This is a genomic window from Streptomyces sp. NPDC054887 (assembly GCF_053610585.1).
The window spans coordinates 67,774-89,657 of sequence record NZ_JBSGYQ010000015.1; the positions used below are offsets into that span (position 1 = coordinate 67,774).

Annotated in this window: 21 protein-coding genes; 15 read left to right on the forward strand and 6 right to left on the reverse strand. The window is 73.9% G+C overall.

The genetic code is table 11. The annotated features are described in order from the left end of the window. Nucleotides 1-165: 165 nt before the first annotated feature. Nucleotides 166-2,307, forward strand: a complete 2,142-nt coding sequence (locus tag ACWGH0_RS11460) for a molybdopterin oxidoreductase family protein (protein WP_453403942.1) — start codon at nucleotides 166-168, stop codon at nucleotides 2,305-2,307. A gap of 6 nt (nucleotides 2,308-2,313) precedes the next feature. On the opposite strand, the gene cutA is transcribed toward ACWGH0_RS11460, so the two are convergent. Beyond that, on the reverse strand, nucleotides 2,314-2,637 hold the full coding sequence (gene cutA / locus ACWGH0_RS11465) for a divalent-cation tolerance protein CutA (protein WP_453403943.1): 324 nt from the start codon (nucleotides 2,635-2,637) through the stop codon (nucleotides 2,314-2,316). Nucleotides 2,638-2,761: 124 nt separating this feature from the next. Beyond that, nucleotides 2,762-3,415, reverse strand: coding sequence for an NADPH-dependent FMN reductase (locus ACWGH0_RS11470; RefSeq protein WP_453403944.1), 654 nt, complete (start codon nucleotides 3,413-3,415; stop codon nucleotides 2,762-2,764). A 126-nt stretch (nucleotides 3,416-3,541) separates the two neighbouring features. Between ACWGH0_RS11470 and ACWGH0_RS11475 the strand changes: the two genes are divergently transcribed. From ACWGH0_RS11475 to ACWGH0_RS11485, 3 genes are all read left to right on the forward strand, one after another. Next, nucleotides 3,542-4,348 (forward strand): aminotransferase class IV, encoded by an 807-nt coding sequence (locus tag ACWGH0_RS11475; protein WP_453403945.1) that lies wholly within the window; start codon nucleotides 3,542-3,544, stop codon nucleotides 4,346-4,348. Nucleotides 4,349-4,640: 292 nt separating this feature from the next. Beyond that, the gene (locus ACWGH0_RS11480; RefSeq protein WP_453403946.1) at nucleotides 4,641-5,258 is read left to right on the forward strand and encodes a hypothetical protein; all 618 of its coding nucleotides are present in this window, start codon (nucleotides 4,641-4,643) and stop codon (nucleotides 5,256-5,258) included. Between the two features lie 118 nt (nucleotides 5,259-5,376). Further along, nucleotides 5,377-6,006 carry a class F sortase gene (locus ACWGH0_RS11485; RefSeq protein ID WP_453403947.1) on the forward strand — a complete coding sequence of 210 codons (630 nt, stop codon included), beginning with the start codon at nucleotides 5,377-5,379 and terminating at the stop codon, nucleotides 6,004-6,006. Between the two features lie 13 nt (nucleotides 6,007-6,019). Here the strand turns inward: ACWGH0_RS11485 and ACWGH0_RS11490 are convergent, their stop codons facing one another. Beyond that, nucleotides 6,020-6,802: a sulfite exporter TauE/SafE family protein gene (locus ACWGH0_RS11490; RefSeq protein ID WP_453403948.1), complete on the reverse strand. Its 783-nt coding sequence runs from the start codon at nucleotides 6,800-6,802 to the stop codon at nucleotides 6,020-6,022. Nucleotides 6,803-7,079: 277 nt separating this feature from the next. Between ACWGH0_RS11490 and ACWGH0_RS11495 the strand changes: the two genes are divergently transcribed. The 4 genes from ACWGH0_RS11495 to ACWGH0_RS11510 all read left to right on the forward strand — a co-directional run bounded on the left by ACWGH0_RS11495 (nucleotide 7,080) and on the right by ACWGH0_RS11510 (nucleotide 12,291). Further along, nucleotides 7,080-8,417, forward strand: coding sequence for an NAD(P)/FAD-dependent oxidoreductase (locus tag ACWGH0_RS11495; protein WP_453403949.1), 1,338 nt, complete (start codon nucleotides 7,080-7,082; stop codon nucleotides 8,415-8,417). Between the two features lies 1 nt (nucleotide 8,418). Next, nucleotides 8,419-10,956 carry a nitrite reductase large subunit NirB gene (nirB, locus tag ACWGH0_RS11500; RefSeq protein WP_453403950.1) on the forward strand — a complete coding sequence of 846 codons (2,538 nt, stop codon included), beginning with the start codon at nucleotides 8,419-8,421 and terminating at the stop codon, nucleotides 10,954-10,956. Continuing rightward, complete coding sequence (gene nirD, locus ACWGH0_RS11505; RefSeq protein WP_453403951.1) at nucleotides 10,953-11,282, forward strand: nitrite reductase small subunit NirD; 330 nt, start codon at nucleotides 10,953-10,955, stop codon at nucleotides 11,280-11,282. Before nirB ends, nirD begins: the two co-directional genes overlap by 4 nt. Nucleotides 11,283-11,361: 79 nt before the next feature. Further along, nucleotides 11,362-12,291, forward strand: coding sequence for an oxidoreductase (locus ACWGH0_RS11510; protein WP_453403952.1), 930 nt, complete (start codon nucleotides 11,362-11,364; stop codon nucleotides 12,289-12,291). 25 nt (nucleotides 12,292-12,316) lie between these two features. On the opposite strand, the gene ACWGH0_RS11515 is transcribed toward ACWGH0_RS11510, so the two are convergent. Together ACWGH0_RS11515 and ACWGH0_RS11520 are read right to left on the reverse strand one after the other, a co-directional pair. Further along, nucleotides 12,317-12,730: a VOC family protein gene (locus tag ACWGH0_RS11515; RefSeq protein ID WP_453403953.1), complete on the reverse strand. Its 414-nt coding sequence runs from the start codon at nucleotides 12,728-12,730 to the stop codon at nucleotides 12,317-12,319. A 129-nt stretch (nucleotides 12,731-12,859) separates the two neighbouring features. Further along, entirely contained in the window at nucleotides 12,860-13,297 is a 438-nt protein-coding gene (locus tag ACWGH0_RS11520) for a MarR family winged helix-turn-helix transcriptional regulator (protein ID WP_453403954.1), read from the reverse strand. Between the two features lie 127 nt (nucleotides 13,298-13,424). Here ACWGH0_RS11520 and ACWGH0_RS11525 point away from each other — a divergent pair, with 127 nt between their 5' ends. From ACWGH0_RS11525 to ACWGH0_RS11555, 7 genes are all read left to right on the forward strand, one after another. Further along, nucleotides 13,425-14,246, forward strand: a complete 822-nt coding sequence (locus tag ACWGH0_RS11525) for a CoA transferase subunit A (protein WP_453403955.1) — start codon at nucleotides 13,425-13,427, stop codon at nucleotides 14,244-14,246. After that, complete coding sequence (locus ACWGH0_RS11530; protein WP_453403956.1) at nucleotides 14,243-15,013, forward strand: CoA-transferase subunit beta; 771 nt, start codon at nucleotides 14,243-14,245, stop codon at nucleotides 15,011-15,013. The genes ACWGH0_RS11525 and ACWGH0_RS11530 overlap by 4 nt, the downstream gene beginning before the upstream one ends. Beyond that, entirely contained in the window at nucleotides 15,010-15,780 is a 771-nt protein-coding gene (gene pcaH, locus ACWGH0_RS11535) for a protocatechuate 3,4-dioxygenase subunit beta (protein WP_453403957.1), read from the forward strand. Before ACWGH0_RS11530 ends, pcaH begins: the two co-directional genes overlap by 4 nt. Beyond that, on the forward strand, nucleotides 15,777-16,334 hold the full coding sequence (pcaG, locus tag ACWGH0_RS11540) for a protocatechuate 3,4-dioxygenase subunit alpha (protein ID WP_453403958.1): 558 nt from the start codon (nucleotides 15,777-15,779) through the stop codon (nucleotides 16,332-16,334). Before pcaH ends, pcaG begins: the two co-directional genes overlap by 4 nt. 76 nt (nucleotides 16,335-16,410) lie before the next feature. Further along, a complete protein-coding gene (locus ACWGH0_RS11545; protein ID WP_453404002.1) occupies nucleotides 16,411-18,012 on the forward strand; it encodes a lyase family protein in 1,602 nt (533 codons plus the stop codon). Beyond that, the gene (pcaDC, locus tag ACWGH0_RS11550) at nucleotides 18,005-19,354 is read left to right on the forward strand and encodes a bifunctional 3-oxoadipate enol-lactonase/4-carboxymuconolactone decarboxylase PcaDC (protein ID WP_453403959.1); all 1,350 of its coding nucleotides are present in this window, start codon (nucleotides 18,005-18,007) and stop codon (nucleotides 19,352-19,354) included. The genes ACWGH0_RS11545 and pcaDC overlap by 8 nt, the downstream gene beginning before the upstream one ends. A 145-nt stretch (nucleotides 19,355-19,499) precedes the next feature. Next, nucleotides 19,500-20,657, forward strand: a complete 1,158-nt coding sequence (locus ACWGH0_RS11555; RefSeq protein WP_453403960.1) for an alkaline phosphatase PhoX — start codon at nucleotides 19,500-19,502, stop codon at nucleotides 20,655-20,657. On the opposite strand, the gene ACWGH0_RS11560 is transcribed toward ACWGH0_RS11555, so the two are convergent. Then, on the reverse strand, nucleotides 20,647-21,735 hold the full coding sequence (locus tag ACWGH0_RS11560) for an ArsR/SmtB family transcription factor (protein ID WP_453403961.1): 1,089 nt from the start codon (nucleotides 21,733-21,735) through the stop codon (nucleotides 20,647-20,649). The two genes, ACWGH0_RS11555 and ACWGH0_RS11560, sit on opposite strands and share 11 nt — an antisense overlap. Nucleotides 21,736-21,884: the final 149 nt, after the last annotated feature.

A 21,884-nucleotide genomic window follows, 5' to 3' on the forward strand; every position in this document is an offset into this window, starting at 1 on the left:
GCGTGCGCCGGGCTCGTGCGGCGGTGGGTGCGTCCCGTGGTCCCAGGGGCACCGGTGGACGGCGGCCGTACCTCACCGTGCGCGCGGCCCGTGGCTGAGCCCGGTGTACCGGGGGCGTAACACCCGGCGCCCGTCGCCGTAACACCGCCGTCGCATGCTGACGGCATGCCCCGCACCTCCCCCGCCCCGGCCCCGCCGTCGACCCCCACCCACTGCCCGTACTGCGCGCTCCAGTGCGGCATGAACCTGCGTGCCACCGCGGGCGACGACGTGGTGGAAGTCGTCGAGCGTACGGACTTCCCGGTCAACCGGGGCGCGCTGTGCGGCAAGGGCCGTACGGCCCCCGCCGTGCTCTCCTCCCGGGTGCGCCTGACCGAGCCACTGGTCCGTCGCCCCGCCACCGGCAGGCTGGAACCGGCCACCTGGGAGGAGGCTCTCGGAAAGATCGCCGAAGGGCTCGGCCGTACACAACGGGCGTACGGCCCCGACGCCGTCGGCGTCTTCGGGGGCGGCGGGCTCACCAACGAGAAGGCGTACGCCCTCGGCAAGTTCGCCCGCGTCGTGCTGTCCACCTCGCAGATCGACTACAACGGCCGGTTCTGCATGTCGTCGGCCGCCGCCGCCCACCAGCGGGCGTTCGGCCTCGACCGGGGCCTGCCCTTCCCGCTGGAGGACATCCCGCGCACCGGCTGCGTGATCCTCGTCGGCTCGAACCTCGCGGAGACGATGCCGCCCGCACTGCGCTACCTCACCGAGCTGAAGGCGAACGGCGGCAGGCTCATCGTCGTCGACCCGCGCCGCACCCGTACCGCCGAGCAGGCCGACCTGCACCTCGCCCCGCGCCCCGGCACCGACCTGGCGCTCGCGCTGGGGCTGCTGCACCTCGTCGTGGCCGAGGGCCGTACCGACGAGGACTTCATCCGGGAGCGCACCACCGGCTGGGACGAGGCGCGGGCCGCGGCCATGGCGCACTGGCCCGAGCTCGTCGAGCGCCTCACGGGCGTACCGGTGCCGCAACTGCGCGACGCCGTACGCATGTTCTGCGACGCCGGGACCGGCATGGTGCTGACCGCGCGCGGCCCCGAGCAGCAGTCCAAGGGCACCGACACGGTCGGCGCCTGGATCAACCTCTGCCTGGCCACCGGCCACGCCGGCCGCCCGAACTCCGGATACGGCTGCCTCACCGGCCAGGGCAACGGGCAGGGCGGCCGCGAGCACGGCCAGAAGGCCGACCAGCTGCCCGGCTACCGCAAGCTCACCGACCCGGCCGCGCGCGAGCACGTCGCCGGGGTGTGGGGAGTGGACCCGGACAGCCTCCCCGGCCCGGGCCGCAGCGCGTACGAACTGCTCGACGCGCTCGGCGGCGACATCAAGTCGCTCCTGCTGATGGGCTCGAACCCGGTCGTCTCGGCGCCGCGCGCCGCCCACGTCGAGGAGCGCCTGCGCTCGCTGGACTTCCTCGCCGTCGCGGACGTCGTCCTGTCGGAGACGGCGGCGCTGGCCGACGTCGTCCTGCCCGTCACCCAGTGGGCCGAGGAGACGGGTACGACCACGAATCTGGAGGGGCGCGTGCTGCTGCGGCGCAAGGCCGTCACACCGCCGCCCGGCGTACGCACGGACCTGGAGGTGCTGCACGCGCTGGCGGCGCTGCTCGGCCACGAGAAGGGCTTCCCCGTGGACCCCGAGGAGGTCTTCGACGAGCTGCGCCGCGCCTCGGCGGGCGGCCCCGCCGACTATTCGGGGATCTCGTACCGCCGGATCGCCGAGGAGGACGGTGTCTTCTGGCCCTGCCCCGACACGACGGCGGACGCGTCACCGGACGCCGAGCGGCCCGCCGCACCGCACCCGGGGACACCCCGGCTCTTCCTCGACCGGTTCGCCACCGAGGACGGACGCGCCCGTTTCGTCCCGGTCGTGCACCGCCCGGCGGCGGAGGAGACGGACGCCGAGTACCCGGTGCTGCTCACCACCGGCCGGGTCGTCGCGCAGTACCAGTCGGGCGCCCAGACCCGCCGCGTCGACGAGCTGAACGCGGCCGCGCCCGGCCCCTTCGTCGAACTGCATCCCCGGCTCGCGCAGCGCCTCGGCGTGGCCGAGGGCGACCGGCTGACGGTGGTGTCCCGGCGCGGGCGGGCGGTCGCGCCGGCCCGGATCACCGAGGCGATCCGCTCGGACACGGTCTTCATGCCGTTCCACTGGCCGGGCGAGGGGCGTACCAACACGCTGACGAACCCGGCGCTGGACCCGACGTCCCGGATGCCGGAGTTCAAGGTGTGCGCGGTACGGATCGAACGCGAGGGGGAGTGATCCCCCTCAGGCGGAGGCGGTCTCCTCGCCGACCCACGCCAGGTACTGGGCGCTGCCGCGCACCAGGGCCGTGGCGACGATCTCCGGCGTCTCGTAGTCGTGCGCGGCCCGCAGGTGCGCCTCCAGTTCCTCGTACCGTGCGCCCGCGGTCTTGAACACGACCTGCCACTCCTCGGCGGTCTCCGTCTCCCCCTTCCACCGGTAGACGGAGGTCAGCGGGCCGCCGACCTGCGCGCAGGCCGCCAGCCGCGCCTCGACGGCTCCCCGCGCCAGCGCGAGCGCCTTGTCGCGGGTGTCGGTCGTGGTCTGCACGGTCAGCCATTCGGCCATGGCGTTCTCCCTCGTTCGCGGCCCGTCCATGGTCTCAAGCCCGCGCCGGCAGGGGTGGCGCGCTGCCGGCCCCCACGGCGCCGTGCGCGGTCCCGGTCCGGACGGCGGGACGCCGCCGCGCCGCTCAGGCGGCGTACGGACAGGCGGTCCTGGCGTCGCGCAGGGCGCGCGCCCACCAGGTGAGCCGGTCCAGCAGCGCCTTGGCGGCGGTGTCGTGACCGGACGGGTCCTTGTGGCGGCCGTCCACGTCGAAGTGGGACCACGCCCCGTGGAAGCTGACGGTGTCCCGCACGGTGGTGGCGTGCATCTCGGCGAAGACCTGGCGCAGTTGCTCGACGGCCCGCAGACCGCCGGACATCCCGCCGTAGGAGACGAAGCCGACGGGCTTGGCGTGCCACTCGTCGCGGTGCCAGTCGATGAGGTTCTTGAGGGCGGCGGGGAAGGAGTGGTTGTACTCGGGGGTGACGACGACGAAGGCGTCGGCGGCGGCGAGCCGCGGCGAGGTCTCGGCGAGTACTGCCCTCACCTCGTCGGACGGGTTAAACGACAGGGCGGTCGGCAGGTCGATGCGGGCCAGGTCGAGTACGTCGACGTCGAGGTCGTCGTGCTCGGCGGCGCGGGAGAGGAACCAGTCGGTGACGACGGGGGCGAAGCGGCCCTCCCGGTTGCTGGCGACGACGACGACGACGCGCAGGGGTGCGGCGGAGGCGTCGGCGGGGCCGCCGGCCCCGGCGGACGCGGGCGTGGCGGGGGCGGATTCGCGCGTGGTGGAGTCCATGCGGGCAAGACTCGTATCTCAACCAAGGTTGAGGTCAAGTCTCTCCCGTTGGGCGTCTCCCGCGCGCCGGACGGAGCGGGCCGGCCACCGCGGGCCGACGGCCGCCACCCCTCTACGGTGGTGGCCATGACCACGCCCGACGCTGCCGCCGCCCCGTACGTCGAGATCGACGGCCGCCGGGCCGCCACGGCCGACGACCTCCTCGTGCCCGCCCTGTACGGCGGTCACGGTCACTTCACCGCGATGCAGGTGTGCGGCGGAGGGGTGCGCGGACTGGCACTGCACCTCGCGCGGCTCGACGCCGCCACCCGCGAGATGTTCGGCGCCGGACTCGGCGGGGAGCTGGTGCGCGAGCGGGTGCGGCACGCGCTCGACGGGGCCGGGACGCACGACGCCGCCGTGCGGGTGTACGTGTTCCGGGCGCCGGGCGCGGAGGCGGTCACGCTGATGGTCACCGTCCGCCCGCCCGCCGCCATGCCGCCGACGCCGCTGGCCCTCATGTCCGTCCCGTACGCGCGTCCCTTCCCGCACCTCAAGCACCTGGGCGGCTTCGCCCAGGCCCAGCACGGCCGGCTCGCGCGGGAGGCGGGCTTCGACGACGCGCTGCTGACCGCCCACGGCGGGGTGGTCACCGAGGGAGCGGTCACGAACATCGCGTTCTACGACGGCACGTCGGTCGTCTGGCCCGACGCCCCCTCGCTGCACGGCGTCACCATGGCCCTGCTGGAGGCGGGCCTGCCCGGGGCCGGCCTGCCGTCGGTGCGGGGCCCGGTGTCGCTGGACGGCCTCGGCGCGTACCGCGCGGCGTTCGTGACCAGCTCGCGGGGCGTGGCGCCGGTGCGGCGGATCGACGCGGTGGAGTTCGCGGTCGACGAGGACCTGATGAGAACGGTCGCGAAGGCGTACGGGGCGACGCCCCGGGAGCGCGTCTAGGGGCACCTGCCGGGTGGCGCCGGGAGGCGCGCCCGCGAGCGCGTCCCAGGGCCCGCCGCCGGAGCGCGTGCGCCGCGTTCTCGGGTGCCTGGCGTCACCCGTTCGGGGCGCGGGTCGGAGTGGGCCGTCCGGTGGGCCGTCGCCCGGGGGCTGACCTGGGTGAACGCCGCGCGGGCGGGGTGCGGCGCGGCGGCGGGAGGGGTGATCTGACCCGGCCTCAGCAGGCGCGGGGCGCGGACGGCGCCTTATCTCGGAGGGAGTGCCGTACCGACGCTTCCGGGAGGAAACCACCATGCGCCCAGCACTTCTGCTCGCCGGTACCGCGCTGGCGGCCGCCGCGGCGGGCCTCGGCGCGGGTCCCGCGTACGCCGAGAACGACACTCCGCAGCACGCGCTCGAAGTGCATCCCGCCACGGCGGGTCCCGGCGAGACCGTCACCGTCAACACCACCGCGTGCGGTTTCGACAGCGGCGGTACGGGCGACGCCAACGCCGTCGGGGCGGGCGACTTCACCCTGCGGCCGGCGACCCACAAGGAGTCCGTCACGGGACAGTTCCGGCTTCCCCCGGACGCCCCGGAGGGGACCCACGACATCGCGGTGGCCTGCGACAACGGCAACACCGCCGAGGGCACGCTGACCGTGACCGCCGGTCCGGCGCCCGAGCCCGGCCACCACGACCCGGGGCGGCACCACGAGGCCGGTCACCCGGACGGTGGCCACCACGAGGGCGGCAAGGAACCCGCCCACCGTCCCACGCACCCCACCGGCCATGTGAGGACCGGCGTCGGCGGGGTCGCGGACGCCGATCCCACCCGGATCGCGGCGGGTGCGGCCGTACTGGCCGTCACCGCCGCCGTCGGTGGTACCTGGCTCCTGCGTCGCCGGGCGAGCGGCGCGCCGGAGCGCTGAGGGCCGGCGCCGCCGCCCGCGTCCGTACCGCCGAAACCCCCGTGCCTCCGCCCCCGGTCCCCGAGCCGGGCGGGGGCACGCGGGGCGTTGCGCACGGCTGGACTGGAGGTGATCACCGATGACGGACCGGCGCACGAAGGGCGGCCTCGTCGCCATCGGCGTCTGCACCGGCCTCTGGCTGATCCAGACCGGGCTCGCGGGCCAGGACCCGCCCCGGCCGTCGTCCGCCGAGGCGTTCGCCGCCGGATCACGGCACGTCCCGCGGAGCACCGTCCCGCCGGCCGAACCGCTGCGCCCCTCCGACCCCGTGCGGGTCCGCATACCCGCCGTGCGGGTGGACGCGCCCGTCATGCGGCTCGGCCTCGCCCCCGACGGCAGTCTGGACGTACCGCCGGCCGGGGACCGCAACCTGGCCGGCTGGTTCGAGGGCGGCACGCCGCCCGGCGCCAAGGGCACGTCGGTCATCGCGGGGCACGTCGACAACGCGCGGGGACCGGCCGTCTTCTACCACCTGGGCGCGCTGCGGAAGGGGCACACCGTCGAGGTGGTGCGCGAGGACGGGCGTACCGCCGTCTTCACGATCGACGCCGTCGAGGTGTACGACGGCGAGGACTTCCCGGAGGAGCGGGTGTACGCCGCCTCCGGGCAGGCGGAGCTGCGGGTGATCACCTGCGGCGGCACCTTCTCCGAGAAGACCGGCTACCGGGGGAACGTGGTGGCGTACGCGCACCTGACGGCCGTGCGGTAGGCGCCCCGCGCCCCTACGCCCACTGGTCGAAGGCCAGCTTCGCGACCAGCGAGAGGACCACCACGAGCAGTACCCCGCGCACGAACTCGCTGCCCCTGTTCAGCGCGGTGCGCGCGCCCGCCGTCGCGCCGGCGAGGTTGAAGAGTGCCATCAGGCCGGCGAGCTGCCACAGGACCGTCCCCTGGTAGGCGAACATCGCGAGCGCGCCGGCGTTGGTGCAGACGTTGACGATCTTGGCGTTGGCCGAGGCGGTCACCAGGTCGAGGTGGAGGACGGCGGTCAGCGCGAGGACGAGGAACGTACCCGTGCCCGGGCCGAACAGGCCGTCGTAGAAGCCGATGCCGCCGCCGACGAGGACGATCGCGGTGACGGTACGGGCCCAGGTGACCGGCTTCCCGGCGTCGTCGGCGGCGCGGCCGAAGGAGGGCCGCAGGAGTACGAAGGCCGCGACGGCGAGCAGCACCACCATGATCACGGGGCGCAGTACGTCGCTGCTGATCCCCGCGGCGAAGAACGCGCCCGTCATGGAGCCGGCGAGGGCCGCGAGGCCGATGCGCACCGCCGTCCCGAGCCGCACCGGCGCCTTGCGCAGATACGTCACGGCCGCGCCGGACGTGCCGACGATGGCCACGGCCTTGTTGGTGCCCAGGATGTGCCCGGCGGGCACCTGGGGCAGGCCGAGCAGCAGGGCGGGCAGGAGCAGCAGCCCGCCGCCGCCCACCACCGCGTCGATCCAGCCGGCCGCGGCGGCGGCGAGGCACAGCAGGACGAGCGTGGTCAGCGATATGTCGGGCACGGTCGCGACCCTAGGTCGGCGGGGGTACGGCGTCCAATCGATCGCCGCGGCCTTGAGGGACATCGGAGCTTGCGCCGAACCTCAAGGGGGCGCCGGTGGCCGGGCGGCCGGTTCCGGCGGCCGTGGAGCGGTCGCGGTGCCGGACCTCGCGCCCCTCGCGCCCCGCCACCCCCTCTTCCACCCCTCACAGCGCGGTGTACGTGGCGCTGAGCGCAGTGTTCCCCGCGGGAAACAGACGGGATGCGGCCGGGTAACACCGCCCCCGCAGGCTGCTGGCATGAGCAAGGACATCGTGGTGATCGGCGGCGGGACGGCGGGTGCCCGGCTGGCCCGGCAACTGACCCGCCGGACCTCCACGGCCGCGGGGCCGCCGCCCTCGGTCACCGTCATCGGCGAGGAGGAGCACGCCCCGTACAACAGGGTGCTGCTCGCCGAGGTACTCGCCGGCCGCTACGGGCCCGAGGTCATCGCCCAGCCGGCGACGCCGGTGCGGCGCGGGGTGCGGGTCGTCCGCATCGACCGGGCCGAGCGGGTGGTGCTGTGCGACGACGGCAGCGCCGTCCCGTACGGCACGCTCGTCCTCGCGACCGGCTCCAACCCCGTCCTGCCGCCGCTGCGCGGCCTCGGCGCCGACCTCCCCGACGGCGTCCACCCCTTCCGCACGCTGGACGACTGCCTGGCCCTGGCGGCCGCCGTCCGCGAGGGCACCCGCGCGGTCGTCATCGGCGGCGGCCTCCTCGGCGTCTCGGCGGCCCGCGCACTCGCGGAACGCGGCGCCCAGGTCGTACTGGCCCAGCAGGGCGAGCACCTCATGCAGCGCCAGCTCGACCCCGCCGCGAGCGAACTGCTGCGCGGCCACCTGGAGACGCTGGGCGTCGAGGTCCACACCGAGTGCCGGGTGCGCGGCCTGCGCTGCGAGGCCGGCGAGGGCGCCGGCACCGTGCGGGCCGTCGAACTGGCCGACGGGTACGCCCTCGACGCCGACCTCGTCGTGCTGGCGTGCGGCGTACGACCCCGGGTCGGCCTCGCGCGGGCGGCGGGCCTCGACGTGCGCCACGGCGTCGTCGTCGACGACGAGCTGCGCACCTCCGATCCGCACATCCGGGCCATCGGGGACTGCGCCGAGCACGACGGCCGCGTATACGGTCTCGCGGGCCCCGCCCTCGAACAGGCCGACGTCCTGGCCGCGCTGCTGCTCGACCCCGCCCCGGCCGCCGCACTCGCGGCGCGGCCGGCGGGTCGCGCCGAGGCCGCCACGGCGGTGTCCGCCACGGCCTCGGCGGCGGTCGCCGGGCACGGGGGCGACACCTCGCCGCGCTACACCGGCACCCGGGCCCTCACCCGGCTCACGCTCCACAGCGGCGGCACCGGCACCGGCGCCGGGCCGCTCGACCTCGCCGCCTTCGGCGAGACCAATCCACTCCCCGGCGACGACGTCGTCCGCCTCGCCGACGCCACCCGTGGCGCGTACCGGAAGGTCGTCGTCCGCGGCGACCGGCTGATCGGCGGAATCCTGCTGGGCGATCTCGGCGCCGTCGGCGAACTCGCCCGCACCTGGGAGGGCGACGAGCCGCTCCCCTCCACCCCGTTGTTCCACCTGCTTGGAGGCGCCTGAGATGTCCACACCACCCACGATCGTGGTCGTCGGCCACGGCATGGTCGGCCAGCGCTTCCTGGAGGCCCTCGCCGAGCGCGGCGTGACGCGGCGGGCGCGGATCGTCGTCCTGTGCGAAGAGCCCCGGCCCGCGTACGACCGCGTCCAGCTGACCTCGTACTTCTCCGGCCGCACCCCGGACGAGCTGGCCATGGGCGAGCCCGGCTTCATCGAGCAGCACGGGATAGAACTGCACCTGGACGACCCGGCGACGGCGGTCGACCGCGAGGCGCGCACGGTCACCTCGCGTGCCGGACGCACCTTCTCGTACGACACGCTGGTGCTCGCCACCGGTTCGTACCCCTTCGTCCCGCCCGTTCCCGGGAAGGACGCGGAAGGCTGCTTCGTCTACCGCACCATCGAGGACCTGCTGGCGATCGAGGCGTACGCGAAGACAGCGCGTACCGGAGCGGTCGTGGGCGGCGGGCTGCTCGGCCTGGAGGCGGCGGGCGCGCTCAGCGGGCTCGGCCTCGCCACGCACGTCGTGGAGTTCGCTCCCCGCCTGATGCCCGTCCAGGTCGACGAGGGCGGCGGCGCCGCCCTGCTGCGGACGATCCAGGGCATGGGCCTGACGGTCCACACGGGCGTCGGCACCCAGGCCGTGACCACGGACGACTCGGGCGCGGTCAACGGCATGTCCCTCTCGGACGGTTCGACGCTGGAGACCGACATGGTCGTCTTCTCGGCGGGCGTACGGCCGCGCGACCAGCTGGCCAGGGACTGCGGCCTGTCGGTCGGCGAGCGTGGCGGCATCGCCGTCGACGAGCAGTGCCGCACGTCCGACCCCTCGGTCTTCGCGATCGGCGAGTGCGCCATGGCGGTGGACGGCCGGGTGTACGGACTGGTCGCCCCGGGGTACGAGATGGCCGAGACGGCCGCCGAGACGATCACGGGGGCGCTCGCGGAGCCGTCCGGGGCGGCGGCCGCGAGCCGCGCGTTCACGGGCGCGGACATGTCCACCAAGCTGAAGCTCCTCGGCGTCGACGTGGCCTCCTTCGGCGACGCGCACGGCCACGCGGAGGGCTGCCTGGACGTCACGTACTCCGACTCGCGCTCGGGCGTCTACAAGAAGCTCGTGGTCAGCCCGGACGGCGCGCTCCTCGGCGGCGTGCTGGTCGGCGACGCCGACGCGTACGCGATGCTGCGGCCGCTCACCGGGTCCGTACCGCCCGTCGCGCCGGAACAGCTGATCGCGCCGGCGGGCAGCGGGCAGGTCACCCTCGGCCCGTCCTCCCTGCCCGACGACGCCGTGGTCTGCAACTGCCACAACGTCACCAAGGGCCAGGTCACCGCCTGCTCGACGATGCCCGAGGTGAAGAAGTGCACCAAGGCGGGCACGGGCTGCGGCAGCTGCGTCAAGCTGATCGGGCAGCTGCTCCCCCAGACCGGCGACAAGGGCCTGTGCGGCTGCTTCCCGCACACCCGGTCCGAGCTGTACGAGATCGCCCGCACCCTGCGGATCACCTCGTACGCCGAGCTTCTCGACTCGCACGGCCGGGAGGCGGCCCGGGGCGGCGACGGCTGCGAGGTCTGCAAGCCGACGGTCGGCTCGATCCTCGCGAGCCTGAACACCGGCTACATCCTCGACGGCGAGCAGGCCGCCCTCCAGGACACCAACGACCACTTCCTCGCCAACATGCAGCGCAACGGCTCGTACTCGATCGTGCCGCGCATCCCGGGCGGTGAGGTCACGCCCGAGAAGCTGATCGTGATCGGCGAGGTGGCCCGCGACTTCGGCCTCTACACGAAGATCACGGGCGGCCAGCGCATCGACCTCTTCGGCGCCCGGGTCGACCAGCTCCCGCTGATCTGGACGCGCCTGGTGGACGCCGGCTTCGAGTCGGGACACGCCTACGGAAAGGCGCTGCGGACGGTCAAGTCCTGCGTCGGGCAGACCTGGTGCCGCTACGGCGTCCAGGACAGCGTCCGGATGGCCATCGACCTGGAGCTGCGCTACCGGGGCCTGCGCGCGCCGCACAAACTGAAGTCGGCGGTCTCGGGATGCGCGCGGGAGTGCGCCGAGGCGCAGTCCAAGGACTTCGGCGTGATCGCCACCGCGAACGGCTGGAACCTGTACGTCGGCGGCAACGGCGGCGCGACCCCGCGCCACGCCGACCTGCTGGCCCAGGACCTCTCGGACGCCGAACTCGTGCGGCTCATCGACCGGTTCCTGATGTTCTACATCCGCACCGCGGACCGCCTGGAGCGCACGTCCACCTGGCTGGAGCGGCTTGAGGGCGGCCTCGACCACCTCAGGGACGTCGTCGTGCACGACTCGCTCGGCATCTGCGACCAGCTGGAGGCCCTGATGGCCGCCCACGTGTCCAACTACCGCGACGAATGGGCCGAGACCATCAACGACCCCGAGCGGCTCTCCCGGTTCGTCTCGTTCGTCAACGCTCCCGACGCGCCGGACCCGTCGGTGCGGTTCGTTCCCGAGCGCGACCAGATGAAGCCGGACCTCACCGTCCTCACCCTCGAAGGGACCCGTGCCGGATGACCCTGCAACTGCGCATCGACGACACCTGGTTCACCGCCTGCGACGTGTCCGCCCTCACTCCGGGGCGCGGCGTGGCGGCCCTCCTCCCCGACGGCCGCCAGGCGGCCCTGTTCACAGACCGCAGGGGACGCCCGTACGCCATCGACAACCGCGACCCGTTCTCCGGCGCCCAGGTGCTGTCCCGGGGATTGATCGGGTCCGCGGACGGCCGCCCCTTCGTCGCCTCGCCGCTCCTCAAGCAGCGCTTCGACCTGGAGACGGGGCACTGCCTGGACGACGAGACGGTCACGGTGCGGACGTTCGACGTCCGCGTCGCGGCGGCCTGACCGGGCGTTCGGCCCCAGGGGTGGGGGAGCCGGCGCCCGAGGACCGCGGTTCTCGGGCGCCGGCCGTACGCTGGCCCCCATGACGACCGGCTGGAAAGCGAGCGACATCCCCGACCAGAGCGGCCGTACGGCCGTGGTCACGGGGGCCAACAGCGGTATCGGGCTCGTCACGGCGCGCGAGCTGGCCCGCCGCGGGGCGCGCGTGCTCCTCGCGTGCCGCAGCGAGCGGCGCGGCAAGGAGGCGGCGGCGCGGATCGCCCGTGACGTCCCGTCGGCGGCGGTGGAGTTCACCCCGCTCGACCTGGCGGACCTGTCGTCCGTCCGGGCCTTCGCCGCCGCGTACACCGGCGAGGGCCTCGATCTGCTGGTGAACAACGCGGGCGTCATGGCGCTGCCGTACGGAAGGACCGCCGACGGCTTCGAGACGCAGTTCGGCGTCAACCACCTCGGGCACTTCGCGCTCACCGGACTGCTGCTGCCGCACCTGCTGCGCACTCCGGGGGCTCGCGTGGTGACCGTGTCCAGCGGCCTGCACGCGCTGGCGAACATCGACATCGGCGACCTCAACAGCGAGCGCGCGTACCGCCGCTGGATCGCCTACGGCCGCTCCAAGACCGCGAACCTGCTCTTCACCCACGAGCTGGCGCGGCGACTGGCCGCGGCCGGCTCCGGCGTCGTGGCGGCGGCGGCCCACCCCGGGTACGCCCGTACGAACCTCCAGACCGCCGGGGTGCGGATGGAGGGCCGCAGGACCGCCGAGCGGATCGTGGAGCTGGGGAACAGGATCATCGCCCAGCCCGCCGAGTCCGGCGCCCTGCCCACGCTGTACGCGGCGACCGCGCCCGGCGTGCGGCCCGACTCGTTCACCGGGCCGAGGCTCCAGGGGCTGCGGGGCGCGCCCGCGAAGTCCTGGCGCGCGTCCTGGACCCGTGACGACGTGGCGGGCGAGCGGCTGTGGGCGGCCTCCGAGCAGCTCACCGGGGTGACGTACGGGGGCCTCACGTCCTGAGGCCCCCGGGGTACGCCTCCCGGTCTCAGCCCTGCCCGCCCTCGACGGCGGCCGGGTCCATCCAGACGACCTCCCACGTGTGACCGTCGGGGTCCTGGAAGGAGCGGCCGTACATGAAGCCGAGGTCCTGGGGGTCGCCCGCGGGGGATCCGCCGGACGCCAGGGCGGTGTCCGCCAGCTCGTCGACCTTCTCCCGGCTCTCGGCGCTGAGCGCGAGCAGGACCTCGGTGGTCGTACTCGTGTCCGCGATCTCCTTCTTGGTGAACTCCTTGAAGCGCGGCTCGGTGAGCAGCATGGCGAAGATGGTGTCGCTGATGACCAGACAGGCGGTCCTGTCGTCGCTGAACTGGGGGTTGAACGAGAACCCGAGCTTGCCGAAGAAGGACTTGGTGGTGTCGAGGTCCTTGACCGGCAGGTTCACGAAGATCATCTGGTTCATGAGGGGTCTCTCTTCCCGGGTCGGGCGCGTGGCCGCGGTGTGCCGTACACAAGGACAGACCCCGGGCCCGCCCGAAACTCATCGCTCCGGCCGAGCCGCATCCTTACAAAGAGGTGGGCGTCCGGTGACTCAACCCTTCAGCTCTTCCGCCGCGTCCGCGACCCGGCCGATCAGGCGCAGCAGCGTCTCCTGCTCCTCCTCGTCCAGGGGCGCGAGGAACACCCGGTTCATCCGGGCCGTCCGGGTGACCAGCCGGCGGTGCACCGCCGCGCCCTCGTCCGTGAGCTTCAGTACGTTGCGCCGGCCGTCGCGCGGGTCGCGCACGCGCTCCAGCATGCCGCGCCGGCCCATGCGGGCCACCAGGTCGGCGATGGTCGAGCGGTCGAGGTGGACCTGCTCGCTCAGGGTGCGCTGGTCGATGTCCGGCTTCGCGGCCAGGGCGTTGAGCACGGCGAACTGCGGGGAGGTGGTCTCCTCCGACACCATCGTCGTCCACAGCAGCGTGTGCGCCTGCTGCAACCGCCGGGCGAGGTGCCCGGGGTGCGTGCTCAGATCGACCGCAGCCATGCGGGCCTCCTGCAATCGGGTTGTTGCTCCGTGTACTGAGCCATTGACGTGAGCGGGACTCGATGGAAGTCTACGGCCTCGACATGAAAATAGTCAGTGCACTGAGCAACTCGCGGAGTGAGGGACGATGGCCGAGATACGCAGCCTGCACGACGCCGTGGCGGACCTCGTCCACCCGGGGGACACCCTCGCCATGGAGGGCTTCACCCACCTGATCCCCTATGCGGCGGCGCACGAGATCATCCGTCAGGGCATCACCGACCTGACCCTCGCCAGGATGACCCCGGACGTGATCTACGACCAGCTCATCGGCGTCGGCCTGGTACGGAAGCTGATCTTCTCCTGGGGCGGCAACCCGGGTGTCGGCTCCCTCCACCGCTTCCGCGACGCCGTGGAGAACGGCTGGCCGCGCCCGCTGGAGCTGGACGAGCACAGCCACGCCGGCATGGCCAACCGGTACGTCGCGGGCGCCTCGCGCCTGCCGTTCGCCGTACTGCGCGGCTACCGGGGTTCCGACCTCGCCACCCGTACGGACACGGTCTCCTCGGTCGTCTGCCCGTTCACCGGTGAGGAGCTGGCCGCCGTCGCCGCGCTCAATCCCGACGTCACGGTCATCCACGCCCAGCAGGCCGACCGGCGGGGCAACGTCCAGATGTGGGGCCTGACCGGCGTCCAGAAGGAGGCCGCGCTGGCCGCCGACCGGGTGCTCGTCACGGTCGAGGAGGTCGTCGACGAGCTGACGCCCCGGCCCGGCGGTGTCGTCCTGCCGACCTGGGTGATCGACGCGGTCGCCGTCGTGCCGGGCGGCGCGCACCCGTCGTACGCCACCGGCTACACGGTGCGCGACAACGCCTTCTACCAGGCGTGGGACCCGGTCGCCCGGGACCGGGACGCCTTCGTCCGCTGGATCGACGAGAACGTACGCACCGAAGGGGCTGTCACGCGATGACCACCGAGGGCTTCACCCGCGACGAGCTGATGGAGGTGAACGCGGCCCGCGCGCTGGCCGGGGCGCGGACCTGCTTCGTCGGCATCGGACTGCCGTCCACCGCCGCGAACCTCGCGCGCACCACCGTCGACCCCGGCCTCGTGCTCATCTACGAGTCCGGGACGATCGGCTCGAAGCCGACCCGCCTGCCGCTGTCCATCGGCGACGGCGAGCTGGCCGAGACCGCCGACGCGGTGGTGCCCGTGCCGGAGATGTTCAACTACTGGCTCCAGGGCGGCCGCATCGACGTGGGCTTCCTCGGGGCCGCCCAGGTCGACCGCTTCGCCAACATCAACACCACGGTCGTCGACCGCGGCCCCGGCCGGCCAGAGGGCCGTCTGCCGGGAGCGGGCGGCGCGCCCGAGATCGCGTCCAACTGCGGCAGGGTGCTCATGGTCCTGCGCCACTCCACGCGCAACTTCGTGCCGAAGCTGGACTTCGTCACGACGCTCGGCCACGGCTCGGGCCCCGGCGACCGCGCCGCGCTCGGCATGCCGGGCGCCGGCCCGGTCGCCGTCATCACCGATCTCGGCATCCTGCGGCCGGACCCGGCGACCGCCGAGCTCGTCCTGACCGAACTGCACCCCGGCGTCACGGTCGAGCAGGTACGGGCGGCCACCGGCTGGCCACTGCGGTGCGCCGAAGCGGTCGGGGTCACCGAGCCCCCGACCGCCGCCGAACTGACCGCGCTGCGCGCCCTGAAGGCCGCGGGAAAGGACATGCGGTGACCCTCACCCAGGCCGACATCGACGGCGAGCTCGCCGAGATCCGCGCACGTCACGCACGCGCGCGGGCCGCCGGAGCCCCGGCCGCGCACCACCCGCCGCGCGACTTCCCGCCGTACCGCAGCACCCTGCTGCGCCACCCCGGGCAACCGCTGGTGGCCGTCGGCGCGGACCCCGACACCGTCGAGCTGTCCGGGCCCGTCTTCGGCCGGACCGACGTCACGGAGCTGGACCACGACCTGACCCGGCAGCACGCCGGCGAGCCGCTCGGCGAGCGCATCACCGTCTCCGGCCGCGTCCTGGACAGCGCCGGCCGCCCCGTCGCGAACCAGCTCGTCGAACTGTGGCAGGCCAACGCCTCCGGCCGGTACGCCCACCAGCGCGACCAGCACCCGGCGCCGCTCGACCCCAACTTCACCGGCGTGGGGCGGGTGCTGACCGGCGACGACGGCTCGTACCGCTTCACCACCGTCAAGCCCGGCGCGTACCCCTGGCGCAACCACGAGAACGCCTGGCGCCCCGCGCACATCCACTTCTCGCTCTTCGGCACGGCCTTCACCCAGCGCCTGGTCACGCAGATGTACTTCCCCGGCGACCCGCTCTTCGCGTACGACCCGATCCTCCAGTCGGTGACGGACGACGCGGCCCGCGCCCGGCTTGTCGCGGCGTACGACCACTCCCTCTCCCGCCCCGAACACTCCCTGGGCTACCGCTGGGACATCGTCCTGGACGGGCCCCGCGCGACCTGGTTCGAGGAAGGCAGCCGATGACGCACCCGCCCACCCCTTCGCACACCGTCGGCCCCTTCTACGGGTACGCCCTGCCGTTCCCGGGAGGCGGCGACATCGCCCCCGCGGGCCACCCCGACGGCATCACGCTGCACGGGTACGTCCTCGACGGCGCGGGGGAGCCGGTGCCGGACGCGCTGCTCGAGTTCTGGCAGGCCGGACCCGACGGGTCCCTCGCCGGCGCCCCGGGGTCGATGCGGCGCGATCCCGTGACCGGCGGTTTCCTCGGCCGCGACGGCGTCGGCTTCACCGGGTTCGGCCGGGTGGCGACCGACCCGGACGGCCACTACGCGCTCCGCACCCTGCCGCCGGGGGCGCCGTCCGTCCCGTACATCAGCGTGTGCGTGTTCGCGCGCGGCCTGACGCACCACCTCTTCACCCGCGCGTACCTCGCCGAGGGCCCGGACGCCCTGCTCGCCTCGCTGACTCCCGAGCGCCGGGCGACACTGATCGCCCGGCCCGGCCCGGACCGCACCCACCGCTTCGACATCCGCCTCCAGGGCGGGGAAGAGACGGTCTTCCTTGACTTCGCCTGACCACGGCCTCCTCTCCCCCGTGCGCGCGGGCACGGCGGCCGAGGAAGCGACCGGCGACGTGGCACTGCTCCAGGCGATGCTGGACGCCGAGGCCGCCCTCACACGCGTCCAGGGACCCGCATGGGCGGGCGAGGCGGTCACGGCGGCGGCGCGGGCCGACCGGTTCGACGTACGCGACCTGGCCCTGCGCGCACGGTCCGGCGGCAACCCGGTGATCCCCCTGGTCGCCGCCCTCACGGCGGCGGCGGGCCCGGAGGCGGCGCCGTACGTGCACCGGGGGGCCACGAGCCAGGACATCGTCGACACGGCGACGATGCTGGTCGCCACCCGCACGCTGCCCCTCATCACGGCGGACCTGGCCCGCACCGCGGCGGCCCTGGCCACCCTGGCGGCGGAGCACCGGGACACGCCCATGCCGGGCCGCACCCTGACCCAGCACGCGGTCCCCACCACGTTCGGCCTCAAGGCGGCGGGCTGGCGAAGCCTGACCCTGGACGCCCACACCCGCCTGCGAGCCCTGACCCTCCCCGCCCAACTAGGCGGAGCCGCAGGCACCCTCGCCGCCTTCCCCCCACCCACACAGCCGGCCCAGAACCCACTGCACCCCACCCCGGCCGAAGACCACACCGCCCCGGCACAGGACACGCCGCACCCCACCCCCGCCGAGGAACCGACGGTGCCAGGAGGGGACGTACCGGGGCGCTCCCCGCAGGGTGTCGAACGCAACCACCCCGAACCACACCCAGTACCCGAACGTTCGACACCCGAGGAGACGCCCCGGAACGGCCCCGACCCCCACACCCCTGGGACCACCCCCACCACCCCCGCCGAAGACCCCACCGCCCCGGCACAGACAGCACCGCGAGAAACCCCCGCCGAAGGCCAACCCGCCCCGGCACAGACCGCACCCCGAAACCCCCCCGCCGCAGACCGAACCGCCCCGGACCCCGCCGCCGCCCTCCTCACCGCCTACGCCGAAGAACTGGGCCTGGCGGTCCCCGACCTCCCCTGGCACACCCTGCGCACCCCCACCGCCGACCTCGCCACCGCCCTAGCCTTCACCTGCGCGGCCCTCGGCAAGCTCGCCACGGACGTCCTCACCCTCACCCGCACCGAGATCGCCGAGCTCTCCGAACGCACCGGCGGCGGCTCGTCCGCCATGCCGCACAAGGCCAACCCGGTCCACGCCACCCTGATCGCCTCCGCCGCCCACCAGGCCCCGGCCCTGGCCTCCGTACTGCTCACCTCCCTCGCCACCGCCGGCGACGAGCGCCCCGCCGGAGCGTGGCACGCCGAGTGGCAGCCCCTGCGCGAGCTGCTGCGGCTGGGCGGCGGCGCGGCGGCCCACGCGGCCGAGCTGACCGAGGGGCTGCGCGTCCACCCCGACCGCATGCGCGAGAACCTCGGCCTCACCCACGGCCTGATCGTCAGCGAACGGGTGGCCGCGGCCCTGACCCCGGCCCTGGGCCGGGCCGGGGCCAAGGAAGCGCTCACCGCCGCCTCCCGCCGCACGGCCGCCGAAGGCATCTCGCTGGCCGAGGCGCTCACCGCCGCTCTGCCGCAACTCACCGAAGACCTCGACCTCACGGACCTCACCGACCCCACGCGATACACCGGTTCCGCGGCGGCCCTGGTGGACCGGGCCCTGAACCGAAAGCCGGAGCCCTCTCTTGACTGACTTCAGCGCCCCGAGCCAGCCCCTCCCCCACGTCCGCCTCGACGGCCCGGAGTCCGGCACTCCGCTGATCCTGGGCCCCTCGGTGGGCACGTCCCTGGCGGTCTGGGAGCCCCAGGCGGCCGCCCTGGCCCGGGTCCACCGCGTCCTGCGCTGGGACCTGCCGGGCCACGGCGGCACCCCCGCCGGACTGATCCCGCTGGACGGCACCGCGACCGTCGCCGACCTGTCGGCGCTCGTCCTGCGGGCCGCAGACGCGCAGGGCTGGCAGTCGTTCGCGTACGCCGGGATCTCGATCGGAGGCGCCGTGGGACTGCACCTGGCCACGCACTTCCCGGAGCGCGTCACCGCCCTGGCGGTGGTCTGCTCGTCGGCCCGCTTCGGCGAGCCGGCCACCTGGAGGGATCGCGCCGCTCTCGTACGGGCGGAGGGCACCGAGGCGATGGTGGCGAGCCGCCCCGGCACCTGGTTCGCGCCCGCGTTCGCCTCGACGCCGCTGGGCCACGCGCTGATCGAGGACCTGCGCGCGACCGACCCGGCCGGCTACGCCGCCTGCTGCGACGCCCTCGCGGCGTACGACCTGCGCGGCGCGCTCCCGACGGTCGCCGCGCCGACCCTGGTGGTCGCCGGACGCGACGACCCGGCGACGCCGCCCGCGCACGCCCGCGAGATCGCCGACGCCATCCCTGGATCGAGTCTGCTCGAAATCGCGGGCGCGGCCCATCTGGCCGGCGTGGAGAGGCCGGAGACGGTGACCGCCGCCCTGCTCGCCCACTTCGCCCCGCCGCCCGTCGACACCGACGCGTCCCGCCACGCGGCCGGCCTGCGCGTGCGCCGGGCGGTCCTCGGGCGGGCCCACGTGGACCGCGCGATCGGCCGTACGACACCGTTCACGGCCCGCTTCCAGGACTTCATCACCCGGTATGCCTGGGGCGAGATCTGGACCGACGGAACACTGGACCGGCGTACCCGCAGCTGCGTCACCCTGACCGCGCTCGTGGCGCACGGCCACGAGGCGGAGCTGGCGCTGCACGTGCGGGCGGCCCTGACCAACGGCCTGAGCCGGGAGGAGATCGGCGCGGTCCTGCTCCAGTCGGCGGTCTACTGCGGCGTGCCGGCGGCGAACTCGGCGTTCGCCGTGGCCCAGAGCGTCTTCGACGATCTGGACCGCACCGACTACGAGGACGCCCCCACCCCGGACCCGCTCGACCAGCCCGACCTGCTCGACCCGGACGTACTCGACGCGGACCCGCGCGACCAGCCCGACGCCCTCGACGACCCCGACCAGCCGGACCCGCTCGACCAGCCCGACGACCCCATCCCCACCGACGCCGACCAGCCCTAGGACTCCTGCGACTCAAGGACTGAGCCCCGTCCGACCCGTCCGACCCGTCCGACCACTCATCACCTCCCGCTCACCGGTTGTTGCTGCACTGTCAATTCGAGACGCTTACGTTCCGAGGTCACATTCCCTCACCCTGGAGTGACACATGGAACGTCGTAGCTTCCTGCGCGGCGCGGTCATCGGCACTTCCGTCGCCGCCTTCGGCGGCACCCTCTGGCGCGGCGCCGCCCAGGCCGCCCCCGCACAGCCCGGCGCCGGCCCCTACGGGGCCCTCGGCCCCGCCGACGCGAACGGCCTGCGCCTGCCGTCCGGCTTCAGCGGCCGCGTCATAGCCCGCTCCGGCCAGAAGGTCGGCTCCACCGCGTACACCTGGCACAACGCGCCGGACGGCGGCGACTGTTACGCGGACGGCACCGGCTGGATCTACGTCTCCAACTCGGAGATCAACCCCTCCGGCGGCGCGAGCGCGATCCGCTTCTCCGCCACCGGCGCGATCACCGGCGCGTACCGCATCCTGTCCTCCACCCGCCAGAACTGCGCGGGCGGCAAGACGCCGTGGAACACCTGGCTCTCCTGCGAGGAGGTCGACCGCGGCTACGTCTACGAGACGGACCCGTGGGGCGTGAAGGCGGCCGTACGGCGCGACGCGATGGGCCGCTTCAAGCACGAGGCGGCGGCGGCCGACCCCGTCCGCAGGACGATCTACCTCACCGAGGACACGACCGACGGCTGCTTCTACCGCTTCACGCCCACCACGTGGGGCGACCTGTCGGCGGGCAGGCTGGAGGTGCTGAAGATGGGTTCGGGCACGTCCGGCCCCGTCACCTGGGCCACCGTTCCCGACCCGAGCGGCGCCGTCACCGCCACCCGCAACCAGGTCTCCGGCGCCAAGCGCTTCACGGGCGGCGAGGGCTGCTACTACGCCAACGACGTCTGCTACTTCACCACCAAGGGCGACAACCGCGTCTGGCAGTACAACGCCGCCGCCCAGACCATCGAGCTCGCCTACGACGACTCGCTGGTGAACGGCACCGCGCCGCTGACCGGCGTGGACAACGTCACCGGCACGTCGTCCGGCGACCTGTTCGTCGCCGAGGACGGCGGCAACATGGAGATCTGCGTGATCACGCCGGACGACATCGTCGCCCCCTTCCTGCGCATCGACGGCCAGTCCGGCTCGGAGATCACGGGACCGGCGTTCTCGCCGGACGGCAGGCGCCTGTACTTCTCCAGCCAGCGCGGTACGACGGGCAGCTCGTCCGGCGGCATCACCTACGAGGTGACGGGCCCGTTCAGGGCCTGACCTCCCGCCCGGAACGGGCCTGATCACCCGTCGCACCCGTCGCACCCGTCACGTCCGACGACGGTACGAGTGCTTCCGCCGTGGCGCCGCCCCGCAGGAGGGCGGCGCCCAGTGGGGTGAGCGTGTGGAGCACCGCGTTGCCGTGCCGCAGGGTGACGATCAGGCCCGCTTCGCGCAGCACGCACGCGTGCTGGCTCGCCGAGGCGAGCGACACCCCGGCCCTGCGGGCGAGTTCGCTCGTCGTACAGCCGCCGCCGATGGCCCCGAGGACCGCCGAGCGGGTGTGGCCGACCAGGCGCCCCAGGGGCGGCCCGGGGTCGTCGACCGGAGCCGGGGCGTCCGCGTGGGTCACCGGGTAGACCAGTACGGGCGGCAGTTGCGGGTCCCGGTAGACGACGGGGTTGCCGCGGCAGAAGAACGACGGCTGGAGCAGCAGGCCCCGGCCGCGCAGGTACAGGTCGCGGTCCACCGGATAGTCCGCCTCCAGGACCGGCGGACGCCAGCGCAGCATCGGCGTCAGCGAGGCGAGGAGTTCGTCCGCGCCCCCGTCGAGCAGGGCGCGCCCCCTGGCCGCCCGGTCGGCCTCGACACGGGCCTGTACGTGCGGCCAGTACGGTTCGACGGCCGCCCGGTGGTAGCCGCGCAGCGCGACGGCGAGGCGGGCCAGCGGCTCGCCCCGCCCGCCCGCCAGGGGCTCCAGGCGCTGATGCGTGGACGCCGCACTGCTGCTCGCCGGCGTACGGTCCGGGCGGTGGGAGACGGCGAGCAGGGCCAGTTCGGCGCGCAGCCGCTCGGGGGCGGTGCCGCGCACCGCCTCGATGCCCGTCTCGATGCCCCTGGCTCCCTCGCGGGGCGTCAGGAAATCGGGAAAATAACCCCTGTTCGGTATGAGGGATGCCAGCAGCCGTGTTTCACCGTTCAACCGAGTCCGTGATTCCCGGCGCCATTCTCCGAACACCTTGGCACCGCGCCGGTCCCGCAATCTGTGAAAACTGAGCACCGTTTCCCATAACGCGTCCGGCCGGTCGGACAGCCGAATCCTCGACAGGTCAACACCGGAGAAATGAACACGTAGCACCGAAGCCCCATCTGTTGCATCCGCAATCGCCCCCCGCAGCCGAGTATGCACGCCATCACACGCCGTTACCACGGCCTTTCGGCCACAGTTGAAACGCATCGCGCGAAACCTGTGCCGAACGAAATGCTGTCCTCGTCGGGCACGACACC